General features: G+C 70.8%; 21 protein-coding genes and 1 tRNA gene. 8 read left to right on the top strand and 14 right to left on the bottom strand.

The window, feature by feature from the left end:
* Positions 1–374: 374 nt before the first annotated feature.
* Complete coding sequence (locus BKA10_RS01540) at positions 375–2,018, top strand: DNA repair helicase XPB (RefSeq protein ID WP_183498288.1); 1,644 nt, start codon at positions 375–377, stop codon at positions 2,016–2,018.
* Positions 2,019–2,106: 88 nt separating this feature from the next.
* Here BKA10_RS01540 and BKA10_RS01535 read toward each other — a convergent pair whose 3' ends face one another.
* On the bottom strand, positions 2,107–2,529 hold the full coding sequence (locus BKA10_RS01535; RefSeq protein ID WP_183498287.1) for a hypothetical protein: 423 nt from the start codon (positions 2,527–2,529) through the stop codon (positions 2,107–2,109).
* Positions 2,530–2,598: 69 nt separating this feature from the next.
* Between BKA10_RS01535 and BKA10_RS01530 the strand changes: the two genes are divergently transcribed.
* Positions 2,599–3,147 carry a TetR/AcrR family transcriptional regulator gene (locus tag BKA10_RS01530; protein WP_183498286.1) on the top strand — a complete coding sequence of 183 codons (549 nt, stop codon included), beginning with the start codon at positions 2,599–2,601 and terminating at the stop codon, positions 3,145–3,147.
* An 8-nt stretch (positions 3,148–3,155) separates the two neighbouring features.
* Here BKA10_RS01530 and BKA10_RS01525 read toward each other — a convergent pair whose 3' ends face one another.
* From BKA10_RS01525 to folE, 5 genes are all read right to left on the bottom strand, one after another.
* On the bottom strand, positions 3,156–4,202 hold the full coding sequence (locus BKA10_RS01525; protein WP_241740029.1) for a CPBP family intramembrane glutamic endopeptidase: 1,047 nt from the start codon (positions 4,200–4,202) through the stop codon (positions 3,156–3,158).
* A gap of 38 nt (positions 4,203–4,240) precedes the next feature.
* The gene (locus tag BKA10_RS01520) at positions 4,241–4,951 is read right to left on the bottom strand and encodes a pyrimidine reductase family protein (RefSeq protein WP_183498285.1); all 711 of its coding nucleotides are present in this window, start codon (positions 4,949–4,951) and stop codon (positions 4,241–4,243) included.
* Positions 4,948–5,763: a dihydropteroate synthase gene (folP, locus tag BKA10_RS01515; RefSeq protein ID WP_183501001.1), complete on the bottom strand. Its 816-nt coding sequence runs from the start codon at positions 5,761–5,763 to the stop codon at positions 4,948–4,950. Before folP ends, BKA10_RS01520 begins: the two co-directional genes overlap by 4 nt.
* Positions 5,764–5,846: 83 nt before the next feature.
* Complete coding sequence (locus tag BKA10_RS01510) at positions 5,847–7,067, bottom strand: NAD(P)/FAD-dependent oxidoreductase (protein WP_183498284.1); 1,221 nt, start codon at positions 7,065–7,067, stop codon at positions 5,847–5,849.
* A gap of 17 nt (positions 7,068–7,084) precedes the next feature.
* Entirely contained in the window at positions 7,085–7,675 is a 591-nt protein-coding gene (folE, locus tag BKA10_RS01505; RefSeq protein WP_183501000.1) for a GTP cyclohydrolase I, read from the bottom strand.
* Between the two features lie 87 nt (positions 7,676–7,762).
* On the opposite strand from folE, the gene BKA10_RS01500 reads away from it, so the two are divergent.
* The 4 genes from BKA10_RS01500 to BKA10_RS01485 all read left to right on the top strand — a co-directional run bounded on the left by BKA10_RS01500 (position 7,763) and on the right by BKA10_RS01485 (position 11,356).
* Complete coding sequence (locus tag BKA10_RS01500; RefSeq protein WP_206686725.1) at positions 7,763–8,422, top strand: helix-turn-helix transcriptional regulator; 660 nt, start codon at positions 7,763–7,765, stop codon at positions 8,420–8,422.
* Positions 8,423–8,482: 60 nt separating this feature from the next.
* Positions 8,483–9,175 (top strand): response regulator transcription factor, encoded by a 693-nt coding sequence (locus BKA10_RS01495; RefSeq protein ID WP_183498282.1) that lies wholly within the window; start codon positions 8,483–8,485, stop codon positions 9,173–9,175.
* A gap of 8 nt (positions 9,176–9,183) precedes the next feature.
* Positions 9,184–10,920, top strand: a complete 1,737-nt coding sequence (locus BKA10_RS01490) for a sensor histidine kinase (protein WP_183498281.1) — start codon at positions 9,184–9,186, stop codon at positions 10,918–10,920.
* A 148-nt stretch (positions 10,921–11,068) separates the two neighbouring features.
* Positions 11,069–11,356, top strand: a complete 288-nt coding sequence (locus BKA10_RS01485) for a WXG100 family type VII secretion target (RefSeq protein ID WP_183498280.1) — start codon at positions 11,069–11,071, stop codon at positions 11,354–11,356.
* A gap of 52 nt (positions 11,357–11,408) precedes the next feature.
* Here the strand turns inward: BKA10_RS01485 and groL are convergent, their stop codons facing one another.
* From groL to BKA10_RS01460, 5 genes are all read right to left on the bottom strand, one after another.
* Positions 11,409–13,028: a chaperonin GroEL gene (groL, locus tag BKA10_RS01480; protein WP_183498279.1), complete on the bottom strand. Its 1,620-nt coding sequence runs from the start codon at positions 13,026–13,028 to the stop codon at positions 11,409–11,411.
* Positions 13,029–13,137: 109 nt separating this feature from the next.
* Entirely contained in the window at positions 13,138–14,190 is a 1,053-nt protein-coding gene (locus BKA10_RS01475; RefSeq protein WP_183498278.1) for a DUF3048 domain-containing protein, read from the bottom strand.
* A gap of 35 nt (positions 14,191–14,225) precedes the next feature.
* Entirely contained in the window at positions 14,226–14,813 is a 588-nt protein-coding gene (locus BKA10_RS01470) for a LytR C-terminal domain-containing protein (protein WP_183498277.1), read from the bottom strand.
* A 9-nt stretch (positions 14,814–14,822) separates the two neighbouring features.
* The gene (locus BKA10_RS01465; protein WP_183498276.1) at positions 14,823–15,083 is read right to left on the bottom strand and encodes a DUF3263 domain-containing protein; all 261 of its coding nucleotides are present in this window, start codon (positions 15,081–15,083) and stop codon (positions 14,823–14,825) included.
* A 9-nt stretch (positions 15,084–15,092) separates the two neighbouring features.
* Positions 15,093–16,097: a DUF2332 domain-containing protein gene (locus tag BKA10_RS01460; RefSeq protein WP_241740028.1), complete on the bottom strand. Its 1,005-nt coding sequence runs from the start codon at positions 16,095–16,097 to the stop codon at positions 15,093–15,095.
* 71 nt (positions 16,098–16,168) lie between these two features.
* Here BKA10_RS01460 and msrB point away from each other — a divergent pair, with 71 nt between their 5' ends.
* The gene (gene msrB / locus BKA10_RS01455) at positions 16,169–16,573 is read left to right on the top strand and encodes a peptide-methionine (R)-S-oxide reductase MsrB (RefSeq protein ID WP_183498275.1); all 405 of its coding nucleotides are present in this window, start codon (positions 16,169–16,171) and stop codon (positions 16,571–16,573) included.
* Between the two features lie 3 nt (positions 16,574–16,576).
* Entirely contained in the window at positions 16,577–17,134 is a 558-nt protein-coding gene (locus BKA10_RS01450) for a nitroreductase family protein (protein WP_241740027.1), read from the top strand.
* A 10-nt stretch (positions 17,135–17,144) separates the two neighbouring features.
* Here the strand turns inward: BKA10_RS01450 and BKA10_RS01445 are convergent, their stop codons facing one another.
* From BKA10_RS01445 to BKA10_RS01435, 3 genes are all read right to left on the bottom strand, one after another.
* Positions 17,145–18,068 carry a DMT family transporter gene (locus tag BKA10_RS01445; RefSeq protein WP_183500997.1) on the bottom strand — a complete coding sequence of 308 codons (924 nt, stop codon included), beginning with the start codon at positions 18,066–18,068 and terminating at the stop codon, positions 17,145–17,147.
* Positions 18,069–18,094: 26 nt separating this feature from the next.
* Positions 18,095–18,286: a low molecular weight phosphatase family protein gene (locus BKA10_RS01440; RefSeq protein WP_206686724.1), complete on the bottom strand. Its 192-nt coding sequence runs from the start codon at positions 18,284–18,286 to the stop codon at positions 18,095–18,097.
* Positions 18,287–18,322: 36 nt separating this feature from the next.
* Positions 18,323–18,398 (bottom strand) — tRNA-Thr (locus BKA10_RS01435).
* Positions 18,399–18,409: the final 11 nt, after the last annotated feature.

Below are 18,409 nucleotides of genomic sequence, written 5' to 3'. Positions count from 1 at the left end.
TCTCCCTCTCGTCGAGGTGGCCACTCCCGCGCCGAGGCGGCCACTCTCTCCCTCTCGTCGAGGTGGCCACTCCCGCGCCGAGGTGGCCACTCTCTCGGCGAGGTGGCCGGCCAGGTCGCGGCAGAACCGGCCAGGTCGCGGCAGAACCGGCCAGGTCGCGGGAGAACCGGCCAGGTCGCGGGAGAACCGGCCAGGTCGCGAAGAGACCGGCCAGGTCGCGGAAGAACCGGCCAGGTCGCGAAGAGACCGGCCAGGTCGCGAAGAGACCGGCCAGGTCGCGGGAGAACCGGCCAGGTCGCGAAGAGACCGGCCAGGTCGCGAAGAGACGAGGCGGGACACGTCCGGCACCGGCGGACCCGGTAGACTGGACCGCTATGGCTGACGGCCCCCTCATCGTTCAAAGCGACCGCACGGTCCTCCTCGAAGTCGCGCACCCGCAGGCCGAGGACGCCCGCCACGAGCTCGCGATCTTCGCCGAACTCGAACGCGCGCCCGAGCACATCCACACCTACCGGATCACCCGGCTGGGCCTGTGGAATGCCCGTGCCGCCGGCCACGAGGCCGAGGACATGCTCGCCACCCTCGAGCGCTGGACCCGCTTCCCGGTGCCGCCGTCGGTGGCGATGGACATCCGCGAGACGGTGGGGCGGTACGGCCGGCTCGTCATCGAGCGCGACGACGAGGGCACGCTGATCCTTCGATCGATGGATGCCGCGGTGCTCACCGAAGTCGCCAAGAACAAGCGGATCCAGCCGCTGCTGATCGGCCACCCCGCCCCCGACACGTACGTCATCGACGCGTGGGCGCGCGGCCAGATCAAGCAGGAGCTGCTCAAGATCGGATGGCCCGCCGAAGACCACGCCGGCTTCACGCCGGGCACGCCGCACGAGATCGACCTGCACGAAGACGGCTGGACGCTGCGGCCCTACCAGCGCAAGGCCGTCGACATCTTCACCGAGGGCGGCTCGGGCGTCGTGGTGCTCCCCTGCGGCGCCGGCAAGACGCTCGTCGGCGCCGCCGCCATGGCCGACACCAAAACCACGACCCTGATCCTCGTGACCAACACGGTCAGCGCCCGGCAGTGGCGCGACGAGCTGCTCAAGCGCACCTCGCTCACAGCCGACGAGATCGGCGAGTACTCCGGCCAGTCCAAAGAGGTCAAGCCGGTCACCATCGCGACCTACCAGATCCTCACCGCGAAGCGGAAGGGCCAGTACGCGCACCTCGCGCTGCTCGACGCCCTCGACTGGGGGCTCATCGTCTACGACGAGGTCCACCTGCTGCCCGCTCCGGTGTTCAAGCTGACCGCCGACCTCCAGGCCCGCCGCCGCCTCGGACTGACCGCGACGCTCGTGCGCGAGGACGGCCGCGAAGGCGATGTGTTCAGCCTCATCGGCCCCAAGCGGTTCGATGCCCCGTGGAAGGAGATCGAGGCTCAGGGTTTCATCTCCCCCGCGGTCTGCTACGAAGTGCGGGTCGACCTTCCGGCATCCGACCGCCTGGAATACGCCGCCGCCGCGGATGACGAACGCTACCGGCTCGCCTCGACCGCGCACGCGAAGATCGGCGTCGTCCGCGACCTGGTCGAACGCCACGCCGGCGAGCAGATCCTGGTGATCGGCCAGTACCTCGACCAGATCGACGTGCTCGCCGAGGCGCTCGGCGCGCCGAAGATCACCGGTGCCACGCCCGTCGACGAGCGCGAACAGCTGTACGGCGCGTTCCGCGAGGGCACGGTGCCGGTGCTGGTCGTCTCGAAGGTCGCGAACTTCTCGATCGACCTGCCCGAGGCGTCCGTCGCGATCCAGGTGTCGGGCTCGTTCGGCTCACGGCAGGAAGAGGCGCAGCGCCTCGGCCGGCTGCTGCGCCCGAAGACGAGCGGCCACACGGCCAGCTTCTACACGCTCATCGCCCGCGACACCGTCGACCAGGACTTCGCCCAGAACCGGCAGCGCTTCCTCGCCGAGCAGGGCTACAGCTACACGATCCTCGACGCCGACGGACTGCGCGCCGCCTGACACGGGCGGTGCACCCGTTCCGCAGTCACTTGCGGCGGGTGTCTCCCCCGGCGCTGACACGAACCGACTGCTCAACCCGCCGCGGGCGTCAGGATGCCGGGGCGACGGTCGCCGCGATCGCGAGCCCGAGCGACCCGAAGTAGACCACCGGGGCGAGCAGAGCATGGAACACGACGCGCCGCGGCATCTTGCCGGTGAAGACCATGCCGATCGCACCTCCGTAGTCGCGCATGCCGGGTCTGGTCCGCCCCTGCAGCCGGCGCGCACGCCGGACCATCATGACGTCGCCGAATGAGAGGGCGACCGTCAGCACGGCCACCGCGATCCACGCCCACCAGGCGGCACCCGTGACGACGAAAGCCACCCAGGGGGCGAGATAGAGGACGACCAGCGAGATATGCACGAGCAGCGGGCCACGGCCTGCGCCACGGGCGTGACGGAGCCACTCGCCGAGCAGGATCGCCCCGACGATGGCCTGGATCACCCAGGCTCCCAGCACCACGTACCCCATGGCCGCAGAATACTACGTTTATAGTGCCTTGTCACTACATTCGTAGTAATCGACTGCTATCGTCGAGCCATGGCCACGACCCGCGACCGCGCCCTCACCGCCGCCGTGCGACTCGTCGGCGAGCAGGGGGTCCGCGCACTCACCCATGCCCGGGTCGACGCCGAGGCGGAGCTGCCCCGGGGTTCCACGTCGAACTGGTTCCGCTCCCGCGACGCGCTGCTCACCGGCGTCATCGACTGGATCGCCGAGCAGGAACGCGCCGACCTGACCGCGGCCACGACGCCGGCACAGACCGTCGACGACCTGATCGATACCCTCACCGCGCTGATCGAGGACGCGACCGGACACCACGCGGTGCGCACCCGGGCCCGATACGCCCTGTTCCTCGAGATGACCGCGGGGGGCGAGGCCCACGGCCCTCTGCAGGCGCAGCGCGCACGTTTCGAGGCGTGGGCGCGGGAGCTGCTCACCGCGTTCGGCGCGGAGGATCCGGATGCCGCGGCGCGGTCGCTGCTCGCCGTCAGCGCGGGCTTGATTCTCAACCGTCTCACCGTCGCCCCGGACGCCGCGCTGCGCCCGACCGTGGCGATCGCGGTGCGCGGCTGCCTGCGGGGCTGAACGCGAGCTCAGCCGGGATGCACCGGCGCCGGGACCGGATTCGCCTGCGGCGCGACCGGCGTGAGCACCAGCGTCCGCCCGAGCGCGCGCCGGCGGAACAGCCACTCCACGCCCCCCGCGTAGGCGAGCACGACGACCGTCGACCACACGAAGCTCGTGACACCGGGAGACGTGGCGTTGATGTCGCCCAGCCCGAACAGCGCCAGCAGGAAGGCCAGCAGGTTGTTGACGACGTGCAGCGCGATCGCCGCCTCGAGCCCGCCGGTGCGCCAGGTCAGCCAGCCGGCCACGACGGCGAACACCCCGACGCTGAGCTGCCCGAGTGGGTCGTAGAGGTGGCCCAGGACGAACAGCGGCACGGGGAGCAGAATCGCGAAGAGTGGATGCCGGAGCCAGCGCCCGATGGCCTGCTGCAGGTATCCGCGGAAGACGTACTCCTCCGCGGCGCACTGCAGGGGCACGATGAGCAGGATGATGAGCAGGCTCCACAGGAACATCGGGTTCTCGGCGGGCTGCATGATCGTGCCGGTCGTGTCGACGACCTCGTCGGTGGGCAGCAGCGCCGACAGCGCTGTGAGCACCAGGGCGACGACAGCGGCCGCGGCGGTGCACAGCAGCATCCATCCCCAGCGCAGCCGCCCCGCGGCCGACGAGATCAGCCCGAGCCGCCGCCCGTTGACGATGAGCGAGGCGAGCACGTAGGCGGGCAGCATCAGCACGATCGAGCCGAGCAGCAGCACGAGCATCGCCGGGTCGGCGAGGTCGAAGCTGACGTCGGTGCCGATCGTCAGCAGCCACTCGCCGGCGGCGGGAGACGCCAGCGTCGCGATCAGGATGCCGACGAAGATGACGACCAGGAAGGCGAAATAGATCGCGACACCCAGCGCACCGACCACGAGAGGCGTCCACCAGCCCGAGCGGCGGCGCGCGAACAGCAGCCGGTGGAACGCGAGCCCTCCGACGGTCGCATCGGCCGGCAGCGGGCGCGGCGCGGGCGGCCGCGGCGCTGCGACGGGCGGCATGGCCACGGGCGGCACAGGGGGCGGTGTCGTCATGCCTCTATCTTCGCCGAAGTTCTCGCGGGCAGCGCTCGTCATCGCGTCCGGTACCGCAGGAACACGTACCCCTCGTCGTCGGTGAGCACCCCCGCAAGCTGCCCGTGCCGGTCGGCCTCGCCGGCGCCCTGCACGATCCGCCCGGCCCGCCCGCCGATCAGGCGCGGGGCGAGGGTCACGCAGACTTCGTCGACGACACCGGCATCCAGCAGCGAGCCGAACAGATGCGGTCCGCCCTCGCACAGGATCTGCGGCATGCCCCGCCGTGCGAGTTCGTCGCGCATCTCGATCAGGTCGACGGATGCCGCGCCCGCGACGACCACATCGGCGACGTGCGACAGTTCTTCGCGCCTGCCCGGCGGCGCCCCGGCATGCGTGATCAGCAGCGGCCGCGACTCGGCGTCGGCGAAGACGGGGTGCCCCGGGTCGAGGTCGAGGTCGTGCGACACCACGGCGAGCCGCGGCTGCGGAGAGAGCCCGTTCTCGAGGCGCCACGCGGCATCGTCACCGGCGACGCGGATGCCGCCGTAGCCCTCAGCGCGGACGGTGCCGGCGCCGATGAGCACCACGTCGGCCATGGCGCGCAGCACCTGCATGAGCACGCGATCGGTCTGGCCGCCGAGCCCGCCGCTGCGCCCGGCGAGGGTCACGGCGCCGTCGAGACTCTCGACGAAGTTCATGCGGATGCGCGGGGTCGCGCGATCGGGCAGCGCATAGGCCGCGCGCAGCCCGGTCCGTGCCGGCATCATGTGTTCCCCTCCGGCCGGGTGTTGTGCCGTTCGCATGCGGGCTCACGCCAGCCCACGATCGCCTCCACCATCCGCATGGCGTCCACGGTCTCACGGACGTTGTGCGCCCGCACGATCCGCGCGCCCTGCAGGGCGCAGAAGACGGCCGCGGCCAGCGACCCCGGCATCCGGTCGTCGGGTTCACGGCCCAGCGCCTCGCCCACGAAGTCCTTGTTCGACAGGGCCACCAGCATCGGCATGCCGAGGTCGGCGAACTCGGCCAGCCGGCGCGTCAGCTCGAGTGAGTGCCGCGTGTTCTTGTTGAGGTCGTGGCCCGGGTCGATGACGATCCGGTCGGTCGGCACCCCGCGCTCCCGCGCGAGCGCGACCTGTGCGCGCAGGAACTCCCGCACCTCGTCGACGACGTCGTCGTACTGCGGCAGCGGGTGCTGCGTGCGCGGCGTCGCGAGGCTGTGCGCGATCACGATCGCCGCGCCGCTTCCGGCGACGACGTCGGCCATCGCGGGGTTCGACAGACCGGTCGTGTCGTTGATCATCGCCGCGCCGGCAGCGATCGCCGCCTGCGCGACCTCGGGATGGAACGTGTCGACGGACACCGGCACGCGAGGCGCGAGCGCCGCCACGACGGGGACGACGCGGGCGATCTCCTCATCGATCGACACCGGCGGCCCGGGGGCGAACTTCACTCCCCCGACATCGACGATGTCGGCACCGGCGTCGGCGGCCGCGAGCCCGGCGGCGACGGCGGCGTCGAGCGAGTCGGTGCGGCCGTGGTCGTAGAACGAGTCGGGTGTGCGGTTGACGATCGCCATGACCGCGATGTGGCAGGACAGCTCGAGCGTGCGGCCGCGCAGGTCGAGCGTGGTCGCAGTCGCCGTCGCCGCAGCCACGTCACTCACGCGACGAGATCCGCCAGCGGCACCGCCGGATCGCGCAGCCTCGCGGCATCGATGCGGTCGCCCGCGCGGATGAGCGCCTGCACGGCCTTGTTGACGTCCCACACGTTGACGTTCATGCCGCCCACGACCCGACCGCTGTCGACCCAGAAGGCGATGAACTCACGGCCGTCGAGGTCACCGCGGATGATCACCTCGGCATCCCTCATCAGCGGCGGGTAGCCCGACAGCTCCATCCCGAGGTCGTACTGGTCGGTGTAGAAGTACGGGATCTCGGAGAAGGTCGAGTGGATGCCGCGCATCGACCGTGCGGCGACCTTCCCGCCGCCGAGGGCGTTGGCCCAGTGCTCGCTGCGCAGGTGCCGCTGGATCACGGGGTGGTAGGGGTTCGCGACGTCACCGGCGGCGTAGACATCCGGCGCGCTCGTGCGCAGCCGGGCGTCGACGAGGATGCCGTTGTCGATCCGCAGCCCGGCCACCTCGGCGAGCGCCGTGTTGGGCACCGCGCCGACGCCGATGAGGACGAGGTCGGCCGGGACGGTCTCGCCGTCGACGACGACTCCGTCCGCCCGGTCCCCGCCGGTGATGCGCTCCACGCCGACCGAGGTGCGCAGGTCGACGCCGTGCTCGACGTGCAGGGCGCGGAACATCTCGCCGAACTGCGGTCCGACCGCCGCGGCCAGCGGCACGGGGTCGCGCTCGAGGATCGTGACCGCGTTGCCGAACTGGCGCGCGGTGGCCGCGACCTCCATGCCGATCCAGCCCGAGCCGATCAGCACGAGGCGCTTCCCGCCGTCGCGCAGCGCGGCGGCGAGGCTCTCGGAGTCCTCGATCCGTCGCAGCGTGTGCACGCCGGCCAGATCGTGGCCGGGGATGGGCAGCCTCCGCGGCGACGCGCCGGTCGCCAGCAGCACCGCGTCGTACGTGAGCTCCGACCCGTCGGCGAGCGCGACGGTGTGCGCGTCCGGGTCGAGCCCGGTCGCGGCCACGCCGGTGCGCAGGTGGATGCCGCGATCGGCATACCACTCGTCGGGATGCAGGATCACGGCATCCATCCCCTCCTTACCGGCGAGGAACCCCTTCGACAGCGGCGGGCGCTGGTGCGGCGGATGCGCCTCGTCCGCGACGAGTGTCACGTCGCCGTCGAATCCCTCGCGCCGCAGGGTGGCCGCCGCCGTTCCGCCGGCGAGCCCTCCCCCGATGATGAGCATGTGCGACATCGTGACCTCCTCGGATCTCAGACCGGCCGGAACCTCGCCTGCCGGACGGCGTCGCCTGCGAGCTCCCCGCGGAACAGCGCGGTCGCCGTCGTGGCGCCCGCCGCCTGCACGCCGCGGATCGACATGCACAGGTGCTCTGCCTCGATGACGACACCCACGCCGCGCGGCGCGAGCTCGTCTTCGAGCGTGCGTGCGATCTGCGCCGTCAGGTCTTCCTGCACCTGCAGGTCGCGGGCGTGGAAGGCGACGATGCGGGCGAGCTTCGACAGGCCGACCAGACGCGTGCCGGGCAGGTAGCCGACGGTGGCCGTTCCGCGGAACGGCAGCAGATGGTGCCGGCAGATCGAGGCGAACGCGATGTCGCGGACGACCACGACCTCGTCGTAGGCCGCGTCGTTCGCGAAGGTGGTCATGGTGAACGGCCGCGGCGTCAGCATCTCGATGAACCCGTCGACGACGCGCCGGGGCGTGTCTGCCAGATCCTCGCTCGCGACATCGCGACCGAGTGCGCTCAGCAGGTCGGCGACGGCGGTCATCGCGCGGTCCCGGTCGATGGGCCCGTCGTCGGTCACGGCGTGGAGCGCACCGGTCTGCACCATGGTCGACATCACCCACCACCCCTTCGCCTGATGCCGACGATAGGTCGCGCATCTTCTTTTGTCAAGATTCATGTTTTTAGAGATAGACTGCGGAATGTGAGCACTGTCGCGACAAATCATGCGGCCGCCTTCGCCGCGCTCGCCGACCCGGTCCGCCGGCGGCTCTACCGTGCGGCGATCGATCGTGCCCTGGGGCGCGACGAGGCCGCCGAGCTGCTCGGGATCCCCCGCAGCACGGCCGCGTTCCACCTCGATCGACTCACCGAGGCGGGCCTTCTCACGGTGACGTTCGAGCGGCCGCCGGGCCGCTCCGGGCCCGGCGCCGGGCGGCCGGCCAAGCGCTATCGCGCCGTCGCGGCCGAGATCGCCGGCACCCTCCCCGAGCGGCACTACGAACTGGCCGGCGAGCTGCTGGCCGCCGCCGTCGAGCGGGCCGAGGAACGCGGCATCGCCGTGCGCGCTGCGCTGTCCGAAGAGGCGTTCTCGACGGGAGCCGCCATCGGCGCCGCGCATGACGACCTCGACACCGCGCTGGTGGAGTGCGGCTACGAGCCGCGCACCGCGGCATCCGGAGACACGGTCCTGGACAACTGTCCCTTCCACGTCCTCGCCAGAGCGCACACCCCGCTCATCTGCGGCGCCAATCTCGACCTCGTGCGCGGCCTCGCCGCCGCCACCGGCGACACGCGGACCCCCGTCCTCGCACCGCGGACCGGCTACTGCTGCGTCGCCCTGCGGCGCCACGCGACCGAGTGAACCTCGCCCATTGCGACTGATTTCCCGCATTCGCATCGATTCGGATGCCAGTATGGGCCTATGACCGCACCGCGCATCCTCGTCGTGGACGACGAACCGAACATCCGGGACCTGTTGGTCACAAGCCTTCGCTTCGCCGGCTACCAGGTCCGTGCCGTCTCCAACGGCGCGCAGACGATCTCCGCCGTTCTCGAAGAAGAACCGGACCTCATCATCCTCGACGTCATGCTCCCCGACATGAATGGATTCAGCGTGACCAAGCGCCTCCGCGGCGCGGGCTACACGGCGCCCATCCTGTTCCTGACGGCGAAGGACGAGACCGAAGACAAGATCGAGGGGCTCAACGCCGGCGGCGACGACTACGTCACCAAGCCCTTCAGCCTCGACGAGATCGTCGCCCGCATCCAGGCGATCCTGCGTCGCACCATGCAGGCCGACGAGGAGTCCGCCATCCGCGCCGGCGAGCTGACGATGGACCAGGACACCCACGACGTGCTGGTCGGCGACGTGTCGATCGACCTGTCCCCCACCGAGTTCAAGCTGCTCCGCTACCTCATGCTCAACCCGAACCGGGTGCTCAGCAAGGCGCAGATCCTCGATCACGTGTGGGAGTACGACTTCAACGGCGACGCGGGCATCGTCGAGAGCTACATCTCGTACCTGCGCCGCAAGATCGACCCGCACTCGTCTGAGCCGCTCATCCAGACCAAGCGCGGTTTCGGCTACATGCTGAAGGTCGGCAAGTCGGCCTAGGAGCCAGCATGCCGCCCCTGGCCGCGCACGCGAAGAAGACCGACCGGGTCACCGCATGGTGGCGCGGCATCAGCCTGCGCGCGAAGGTCACCGGGGTCACGGTGGCCGTCCTCGCCATCGGCCTGGCCGCCGCGGGCATCGGCACGATGGTGTTCCTGCGCACCACGCAGATCACCGCGCTCGACCAGAACCTGCAACAGGTCGTGCCCACCGACATCGCCAGCACGATCTTCGAGGTCGAGGTCGTCGACGGCGTGGCGCAGTTCTCCGAGGTCGACGGCGCCACCCCGACGCAGTTCTTCGTCGCGGTGTACGCCGCCGACGGCACGCTGCTGGCCACCGGCGGCGGCACCGGGCCGGCAGAACCGGTGTACCCCGAGACGTTCGCGCTCGACGAGACGACCGTCAAGGGCACCTCGCCGTTCGAACTGGAGTCGAGCATCGGCGGGGCGGGGTTCCACGCCAGCGTCGACACCCTTCAGGTCGCCGGGGCCCGCGAGTTCAACACGCAGCTGGTCGCGCTGCCGCTGGCGCCGGTGAATCAGACGGTGGCGAGCTTCATCGGCATCTACACCGCCCTCGCGCTGGTGGTGATCCTCGTCGCCGCACTGCTGACCCGGTGGGTGGTCACGCTGACCTTCCGCGGGCTCGGCCAGGTCGAGGACACCGCGATGTCGATCGCCGCCGGCGACTTCACCCAGCGCATGACCGAGATCTCACCGCGCACCGAGGTCGGCCGACTGAAGACCGCCATCAACGCGATGCTCGACCGTGTCGATCAGGCACTCGGGCAGCGGGATGCCACGGTGCAGCAGATGCGGCGGTTCATCGGCGACGCGAGCCACGAGCTGCGCACCCCGCTCGTCACCGTGCGCGGCTACGCCGAGCTGTACCGGATGGGCGCGGTCTCCGGCGACGAGCAGACCGCGCAGGCGATGGAGCGCATCGAGAAGGAGGCGATCCGCATGGGCGTGCTCGTGGAGGATCTGCTGGCCCTCGCCCGCCTCGACGAGCGCCGCGACCTCGTCGTCGCCGAGATCGACCTGGTGCCGGTCGCACGCGACGCGGTGCTCGACGCCCGTGCCACCTCGCCCGAGCGCGAGGTCACCTTCCTCGACCGCACGTCCTCGGCGCCGACCACCGTGACCATCGCCGTGGTGCCTGACGCCGCGGCCGCCAAACGCTCCGGGGCGGGCATCGCCGGCATCGCCGGTTCGCTGCTGCGACGCCGGCCGCGCACGCCCGCGTCGCCGAACGTGGCGCTGACAGCCCCGATCACGACGCCCCCGCCCCCGCCGATGGCGCCGACCGGTCCCCCGATCGTGCTGGGCGACGAGAACCGGATCCGGCAGGTGGTGGCCAACCTCCTCGGAAACGCGCGGCGCTACACCCCTGAGGCCACGCCCATCGAGGTGGCCGTGGGCGTCGATGCCGCCACCGCGATGGGATGGATCGAGGTCATCGACCACGGCCCGGGCGTGCCCGAGCAGATCCGCGACAAGGTGTTCCAGCGATTCTGGCGGGCCGACACCTCGCGCACGCGCGAGACGGGCGGCTCGGGCCTGGGCCTGTCGATCGTGGCATCCATCGTCGACGCGCTGCACGGCACCATCGAGGTGGTCGAGACGCGCGGCGGCGGCGCGACCTTCCGGGTGTCGCTCCCGCTCGCGCAGCGGCGTGATGCCGCCGAGCATCTGTTCATCGAGACGCAGCCGCTGCCGAAGCTGCGCGACGAAGACGTCTGAGCCGGCCGCCGGTCCCTGCTCCCGCACCGGATCGCCGCCTCCTCCCCAGGCGCCGGTGTCCGGCATCCCTCCACCGATCGCCCGCCGCGCCCGTCTCGCGGCGGCCACCGCGCTTACGGTTACGGGACATCCACCGGAAGGAGCACTCATGGCCATCTTCTCCGTCGACAGCGACGCGGTCCTCACCGCCACCTCGGCGATCCGCGCGACCGGCGACCGCATCCAAGGCGAGACCGCGTCCATGCTCGCGCAGCTCACCCAACTGCAGGGTTCATGGACCGGCAGCGCAGCGACGGGCTTCCAGACCGTCATCGAACGCTGGCGCGCCGCGCAGCGTGATCTCGACGGGGCGCTGGCCGACATCAGCACCGCGCTGGGCGCGGCCGGGCAGCAGTACGCGCAGACCGAGCTGGCCACCGCCGGCCTGTTCCGCTGAACGCAGAAGGGCCCCTCCACGCGGGAGGGGCCCTTCTGTCAACAGGGGTGGATCAGAAGTCCATGCCACCGGTCGGGTCAGCCGGCATGGCCGGAGCCTTCTCCGGCTTGTCGGCCACGACGACCTCGGTCGTCAGGAACAGACCGGCGATCGACGCGGCGTTCTGCAGCGCCGAGCGGGTGACCTTGGCCGGGTCGATGATGCCCGCCTCGAACATGTCGACGTACTCACCGGTCGCGGCGTTCAGGCCCTGACCGACGGGCAGCTCGGCCACCTTGGCGGCCACGACACCGGGCTCGAGGCCCGCGTTGAGCGCGATCTGCTTCAGCGGAGCCTCGATGGCCACCTTGACGATGTTGGCACCGGTCGCCTCGTCGCCCGAGAGCTCGAGAACCGCGAACGCCTTCTGGCCGGCCTGGATGAGCGCGACGCCACCACCGGGGACGATGCCCTCCTCGACGGCCGCCTTCGCGTTGCGAACGGCGTCCTCGATGCGGTGCTTGCGCTCCTTGAGCTCGACCTCGGTCGCCGCGCCGGCCTTGATGACGGCAACGCCGCCGGCCAGCTTGGCGAGGCGCTCCTGCAGCTTCTCGCGGTCGTAGTCGCTGTCGGTGTTCTCGATCTCGCGGCGGATCTGGGTCACGCGACCCTCGATCTGCGCGCTGTCACCGGCACCCTCGACGATCGTGGTCTCATCCTTGGTGATGATGACCTTGCGGGCGCGGCCGAGCAGGTCGGTCGTGGCGTTCTCGAGCTTGAGGCCCACCTCTTCGGTGATGACCTGGCCGCCGGTGAGGATCGCGATGTCCTGCAGCTGCGCCTTGCGACGGTCGCCGAAGCCGGGCGCCTTGACGGCGACCGACTTGAAGATGCCGCGGATCTTGTTGAGCACGAGGGTCGCGAGCGCTTCGCCCTCGACGTCCTCCGCGATGATGAGGAGCTCCTTGCCCTCCTGGATCACCTTGTCGACGATGGGCAGAAGGTCCTTGATGTTCGAGATCTTCTGGTTCGCGATGAGGATGTACGGGTCCTCGAAGACCGCCTCCTGGCGCTCCGGGTCCGTGACGAAGTAGGGGTTGATGTACCCCTTGTCGAAGCGCATGCCCTCGGTGAGCTCGAGCTCGGTGCCGAAGGTGTTGGACTCCTCGACGGTGACCACACCCTCCTTGCCGACCTTGTCGATGGCCTCGGCGATCAGGTCGCCGATCTCGGTGTCAGCGGCCGAGATCGATGCGGTGGCGGCGATCTGCGCCTTGGTCTCGACCTCCTTGGCGTCGGCGAGCAGCTGGTCGGACAGTGCCTTGACGGCCTTCTCGATGCCCTTCTTGAGCGAGATGGGGTCGGCGCCGGCGGCGACGTTGCGCAGTCCCTCGCGCACGAGCGCCTGGGCCAGCACGGTGGCGGTGGTGGTGCCGTCACCTGCGACGTCGTCGGTCTTCTTGGCGACCTCCTTGACGAGCTCCGCGCCGATCTTCTCGTACGGGTCGTCGAGCTCGATCTCCTTGGCGATCGAGACGCCGTCGTTCGTGATCGTGGGGGCGCCCCACTTCTTCTCGAGCACGACGTTGCGGCCGCGCGGGCCCAGGGTCACCTTGACGGCGTCGGCCAGCGTGTTGAGTCCACGCTCGAGGCCGCGGCGGGCTTCCTCGTCGAAAGCGATGATCTTTGCCATAAGTGTGTCGTCCCTCCCGGACGTTCAGTCATTAGCACTCTCCAGTAGTGAGTGCTAACCCATTCTGGCACTCGACCATGGGGAGTGCAAGCCGCACGGGCGGAGTCGATCAGTCGTGCACGCTCACGCTGCCGCTGTCGGGCACGAGTTCGACCCAGGTGTTGCCCGGAGCCAGTCTGATCTCGCGTCCGACCGCGTCGGTGAGGGTGATCGCCGCGGTGCGGCTGTCCTTGCTCCAGGTGCCCTCGCGGACGCTGCCGCCGGTCGAGATCCAGGCCTGTCCGGAGTCGATCATCACGGTGCGCGGCACGATCCCGTATGACCAGTCGATCGCCACGCGCAGCACAACGACGTTCGTCGCCGACAGCTGAGCGCCGGTGGAATCGGTGTCGGCCCTGCCCTCCTGCGCCCGCAGGTAGGTGTTCGATGCGGCATCCCACGTCCACGAGCGCGGCGACTCGGGCGCGAAGGCCAGGTCCACGCCGCCCGATGGCGTGCCGAACACGGGGGCCGAGCCTCGGGGCGAGTAGGCGAACTGGGCGGCCGGCGGGTCGAGCTCGTCGTACTCGGCGACGATGTCCTGTGCATCCAGCACCACGTTGTGCGGCGCGAGCTTCTGGGTCGACCGGAACATGAAGCGGTCATCGGCACCGCCGTGGATCGCGTTGTGCACGTCGGTCTTCTGCATCATCGCGACGAACCGCGCCTGGCCGCCCGAGTAGGCGATGATGCCGCCGAGCGGCGAGACGATGTCGGGGTCCATCGGCCGGATGCTGCGGATCGGACCGACCTCCTCCGGGACGTCGGAGTGCCACACCGCGACATACCGGGTCAGGCCGCCCTCGACCAGCTCCTCGAAGACGATGTCGGTGTGCTCGAGCCCCCACTGGGGTCGCGCGTCCCAGTGGTTGTCGATCTTGGCGGACAGCGCGGGGGTGTCGATGGATGCCGGTACCTCGGTGCCCCGCAGCGGCGCGACCACCGGTTCGGGCGTCGGCGTCGGCGTCGGGGACGGCCGGGCCATGGGTGCGGTGCTCGTGCTCGTGCTCGGCGACGGCTCGGGAGTGGTCGGCGTGCAGCCGGCGATCAGCACGGCGGCCACGAATGCGGCCGCGGAGAGGGCCACGCGGCGTACGGGTCGCCGCGATGCGAGAAGGGTCACCGACGAAGAATAACCCGCGGATCGCGCGGTATCGCTCAGGCCTGCGGTGTGGGTGTCATCCGGTCGAGGCCGATGACCACGACGAGCTGGCGGGCCTGGCTCTCATCGACATCGGCGGTGTCCGGATCATCGGCCGGCTGATACGAGTCGTTCAGCGCGACCTCGGCTCCCCCGATCACCTCTGCGAGACCCCGGGCGGCGCCTTCGTCGTCGACCGTCGGGAAGTAGACGGTGGTCGTCGGGAAGTCGTCGCTGCCGGCCTCACCGGCGATGATGTCGTCGGCCGACCATCCGGCCGCGATGATCGTGTCGCTCATGGCACCGGCGAGCCCGTCCTCGGGCGTCGCATTGAGCACGAGGACCGAGTAGCTCGTGTCGACGACGGCCTCGACCGCGGGGGCATCGGGCACCGGTACGGGCGCCTCGGCTCCGGGCGAGAAGCGGCCCGTCGCCAGCATCGTGCCGAACACGCCGACGGCGATCAGCACGATCGTCGCGATCACGGACCACATCACGACGACGCCGGCACGCAGACGGGGATTCTCGGCGCGATGCACGCCGATCCGTGTCACGTCTGCGGGGAGGTCGTCGAAACGGTCCTTCGGGTAGGTCGTTTTCGGCACCAGAGAATGCTACCGGCCCGTGCCTGTGAGGACGGCCGAACGCGCAGCACGGTCCCGTTCGCGGGCGTCGCGCAGCCGGCGCAGACGGTGCACGAGCATGGGGTCGTAGGCCACGGCATCCCCCGTATCGAGCAGCCGGCCCAGCAGCTGGTAGTAGCGGGCCGGGGTGATGCCCAGATCGGTGCGCACCGCCTCCTCCTTCGCGGCGTCGTGTCGCTGCCAGCGGGCTTCGAAGTCGAGCAGCTCACGGTCGCGGTCAGTCAGGGGCACCCCTCCACGCTAACCGGCATGTGCGTGCGCGCCCGGGAGCCACTCCAGCGATCCGCCGAGTGGGTCGGCGGCGGCGAGCACCTCGCCGTCGAGCGCGAGCGCGAATCCGCCCGGCCAGGTGCCGGGGTCGATCGGCGCCGACCACGCGTCGTGCAGTCCGGGATCGTCGAGGGTGATCCAGCGCCCGGCGGCGCGTGCGGCCGCGATGGTGCGCAGCCGGTCGGCATGCGGGATGTGCGCGAGCACGCCGGGCGTCGTCACGACGAGCGTCGCATCACGCGGCGCGGATGCCGCGACCTGCGCGAGCACATCGGGCGCGTCCCCGGCGACGAGCCGCGGCGGGTCGGCCGCGGCGATCTCGAGCGCCGCGCGCACCCGTTCGGCGCGTCCGGTCTCGCCGGGCCACACGAGCCCGGTGAGCCAGTCCGCGGTGCCGGGCAGAGCCGGATCGAGCGGGTTCAGATCGATGCCCGCCCGCCATACGATCTCGGGCAGCGCCACCGGCGGCACGGAGCCGGTGACTTCGCAGGTCAGCTCCACGGTCGAGGGCCCGGCGGCCGGATCGAGGCGCGCCTCGCCTTCGCCGCCCGCGTACCGGTACGAATAGCGGTCGGGGTAGAGGCACAGCCCGGCACTCGCACCGACCTCGAGCAGCGCGATCGGCCCGGGGATCCTGCTGAGCGCGGGCAGCAGCGCCGCGCACCGCAGCGGCTCGTTGGTCTGCAGCGACCGGCTGCCGCACTCGGCGACGACCTGGTCGGCGTTCTCGAGCAGCCACCGGCGCCACGTCGGGTAGTCCGGCTCCCCCACGCCGAGCAGGCGGCTCACGGCGAAGACGAGGGGCGGCTGGCGGTGGGATGCCGGGATCCGCGCGAGCACATCGCACACGTCCTCGTCGGCTGCGGCCCCTGCGGCCCACTGGGCATAGAGCTCGGATCTGCCCGGCGCTTCGCGTCGCGCGAACCGGTCATAGCGGTCGGCGACGGCGGCACCGGCATCCCTCATCTGCCCCATATGACCATTGTGACGCGCGACCCGCGCCGACCCCCGCGGATGCGGGTTTAATGGAGGCAGAAGGAGTCGACATGACCTACCGCGTGACGAAGACCGACGACCAGTGGCGCGACGAGCTCTCGGATGAGCAGTACGCCGTGCTGCGTGAGGCCGGCACCGAACGTCCCTGGACCGGCGAGCTGCTCGACGAGCACCGCGCCGGCCTCTACACCTGTGCCGCGTGCGGTGCCGAGCTGTTCCAGAGCGGCACGAAGTTCGATTCGCACTGCGGCTGGCCGAGCTTCTACGAGTCGATCAACCCCGACGCGGTGCAGCTGCTCACCGACGACTCGCACGGCATGGAGCGCACCGAGGTCCGCTGCGCGAACTGCGGCTCGCACCTGGGCCACGTGTTCCCGGACGGGTTCGGGACCCCCACCGGCGACCGCTACTGCATGAACTCACTGTCGCTCGGGTTCGCCCCCGCCGAGGACTGACGCATGTCCGGCGCGCTCGAGGCGATGCGCACTCGGCGGTCGTGGTCGAAGGTCACCGATGAGGCGCCCTCGCGCGCCGAGCTGCTCGATCTCGTGTCGGCCGCCGGCCGGGTCGCCGACCATTCGGCGCTGCGGCCGTGGCGCCTGATCGAGCTGCGCGGCGACGACCGGCTGCGGCTGGGCGCAGCGATCGCGAAGGCCGAGGGCGACAGCAAGCCGTCGACGAAGCCGCTGCGCGCTCCGCTGCTGATCGCGGTCGTGGCCAGCCACAAGAAGAGCAGCAAGGTGCCGCACTGGGAGCAGGAAGCGGTGGCATCCGGCGTCGCACACGCGCTCAGCCTGCTGCTGGACGACGCGGGCTGGGGCGTGTTCTGGCGGACCGGCGGCTACACGCGGTCGAAGGCCGTCGCGAAGGCGCACGGCCTGGCGAAGGACGAGGCGCTGCTGGGCTGGCTGTACGTCGGCGGCAAGCCCGCGAACGCTCGGGGCGGCGGACGCAAGCCGGTGGACGCCCGCAAGCACGTGACCCGGATGCCGAAGAAGGCCAAGAAGGTCTCGTAGCCGGGACCGCTCAGGCGCGCCGCCAGGGCGCGACGGCGACGATGACCGACCCCGCCGCGATCGCGATGGTGAGCAGCCCGATGAGCCACCCGCTGTGCGCTTCGGCAGGCCAGAGCAGATCGAGCAGGTACGCCGTGATCAGCTGCCCGGTCACCGAGCCGAGGCCGAACAGCAGCACGCCGGTGTAGGCGATCAGCGCCGCCGACAGCATGATGTAGACCAGGCCCAGCACGCCGCCGACGTAGAGCCACGCGTCGGTGGGGAGCGCACGGGGCGGCCCGGCGATCGCGATGTGGATCGCCGCCGCGACGACGAGGATCGCCGTGCCGCCGATGAAGTTCACGAGGGTCGCGGTCATGGGAGACCCGACCCGCTGACGCAGACGACCGTTCGTGGCCTGCTGCCACGAGATGCCGATGCCGGTGATGAGCGGCATGAGCAGCATCCACCACGGCACCTGCCCGAGCACCCCGCCCTGCAGCGAGATGACGACGGCGAGGATCGCGAGCGCGCCGCCGGCGACGCGGGGCATCGTCACCGCGACCACGCCCGACGGCCCGTACCCGATGCGGTCGAGCACGAGCCCGCACACCGCCTGCCCTGCCACGACGCCGACGGTGAACAGGGAGACGCCGATGATCGCGACGGCCACACCCTGCGTCGCGACCGTGAACGCGCCGGCGGCGCCGCCCACCAGCATCCACCACGGGATCGTCCGTTCGCGCACGCCGGTGACGAGGCGGCCGACGCCGCGGCGTCCGGCCGGGAGCGCCGCCGACAGGAGGATGAGCAGCACGAGGCCCGAGCCGAACGAGATCGCCGCCGCCAGCAGACCGTCGTCGAGTCGCAGTCCGAGCTGCCCGTTGATGCGGGCCTGCACGGCGGTCATGACGCCCACCAGCACCGCTCCGCCGAGCGCGATCCAGGCGGGCATACGGCGAGAGGTCACGAGCGGCGAGTCTACCGGCGCGCTGGAGCAGGCCCTGCTGACCCCACCGGCTCGTCCAGCTCCCCGTCTTCGTAGCGCTTCCCGGGGAAGAGCGGGCACGCGTCGCCGCAGCCCATCGTGATGACGACGTCGGCCTGCATCACGTCACCGGTCGTGAGCAGCCTGGGCGAGGTCACGGTGATGTCGATGCCCTCTTCGGTCACGGCGACATCTGCTCGGTGACCGGTGCGTCGGTGGTGTGGTGCCGGCTACAGGACTTGAACCTGCAACCCCCGTATTACAAGTACGGTGCGCTACCAATTGCGCCAAGCCGGCAGAACGCCCAG

Source organism: Microbacterium invictum (genome assembly GCF_014197265.1).
In the GTDB taxonomy this organism is placed as follows: domain Bacteria; phylum Actinomycetota; class Actinomycetes; order Actinomycetales; family Microbacteriaceae; genus Microbacterium; species Microbacterium invictum.
Note: the sequence above shows the minus strand (reverse complement) of the source record. Positions and strands in the feature narration are given on the sequence as shown.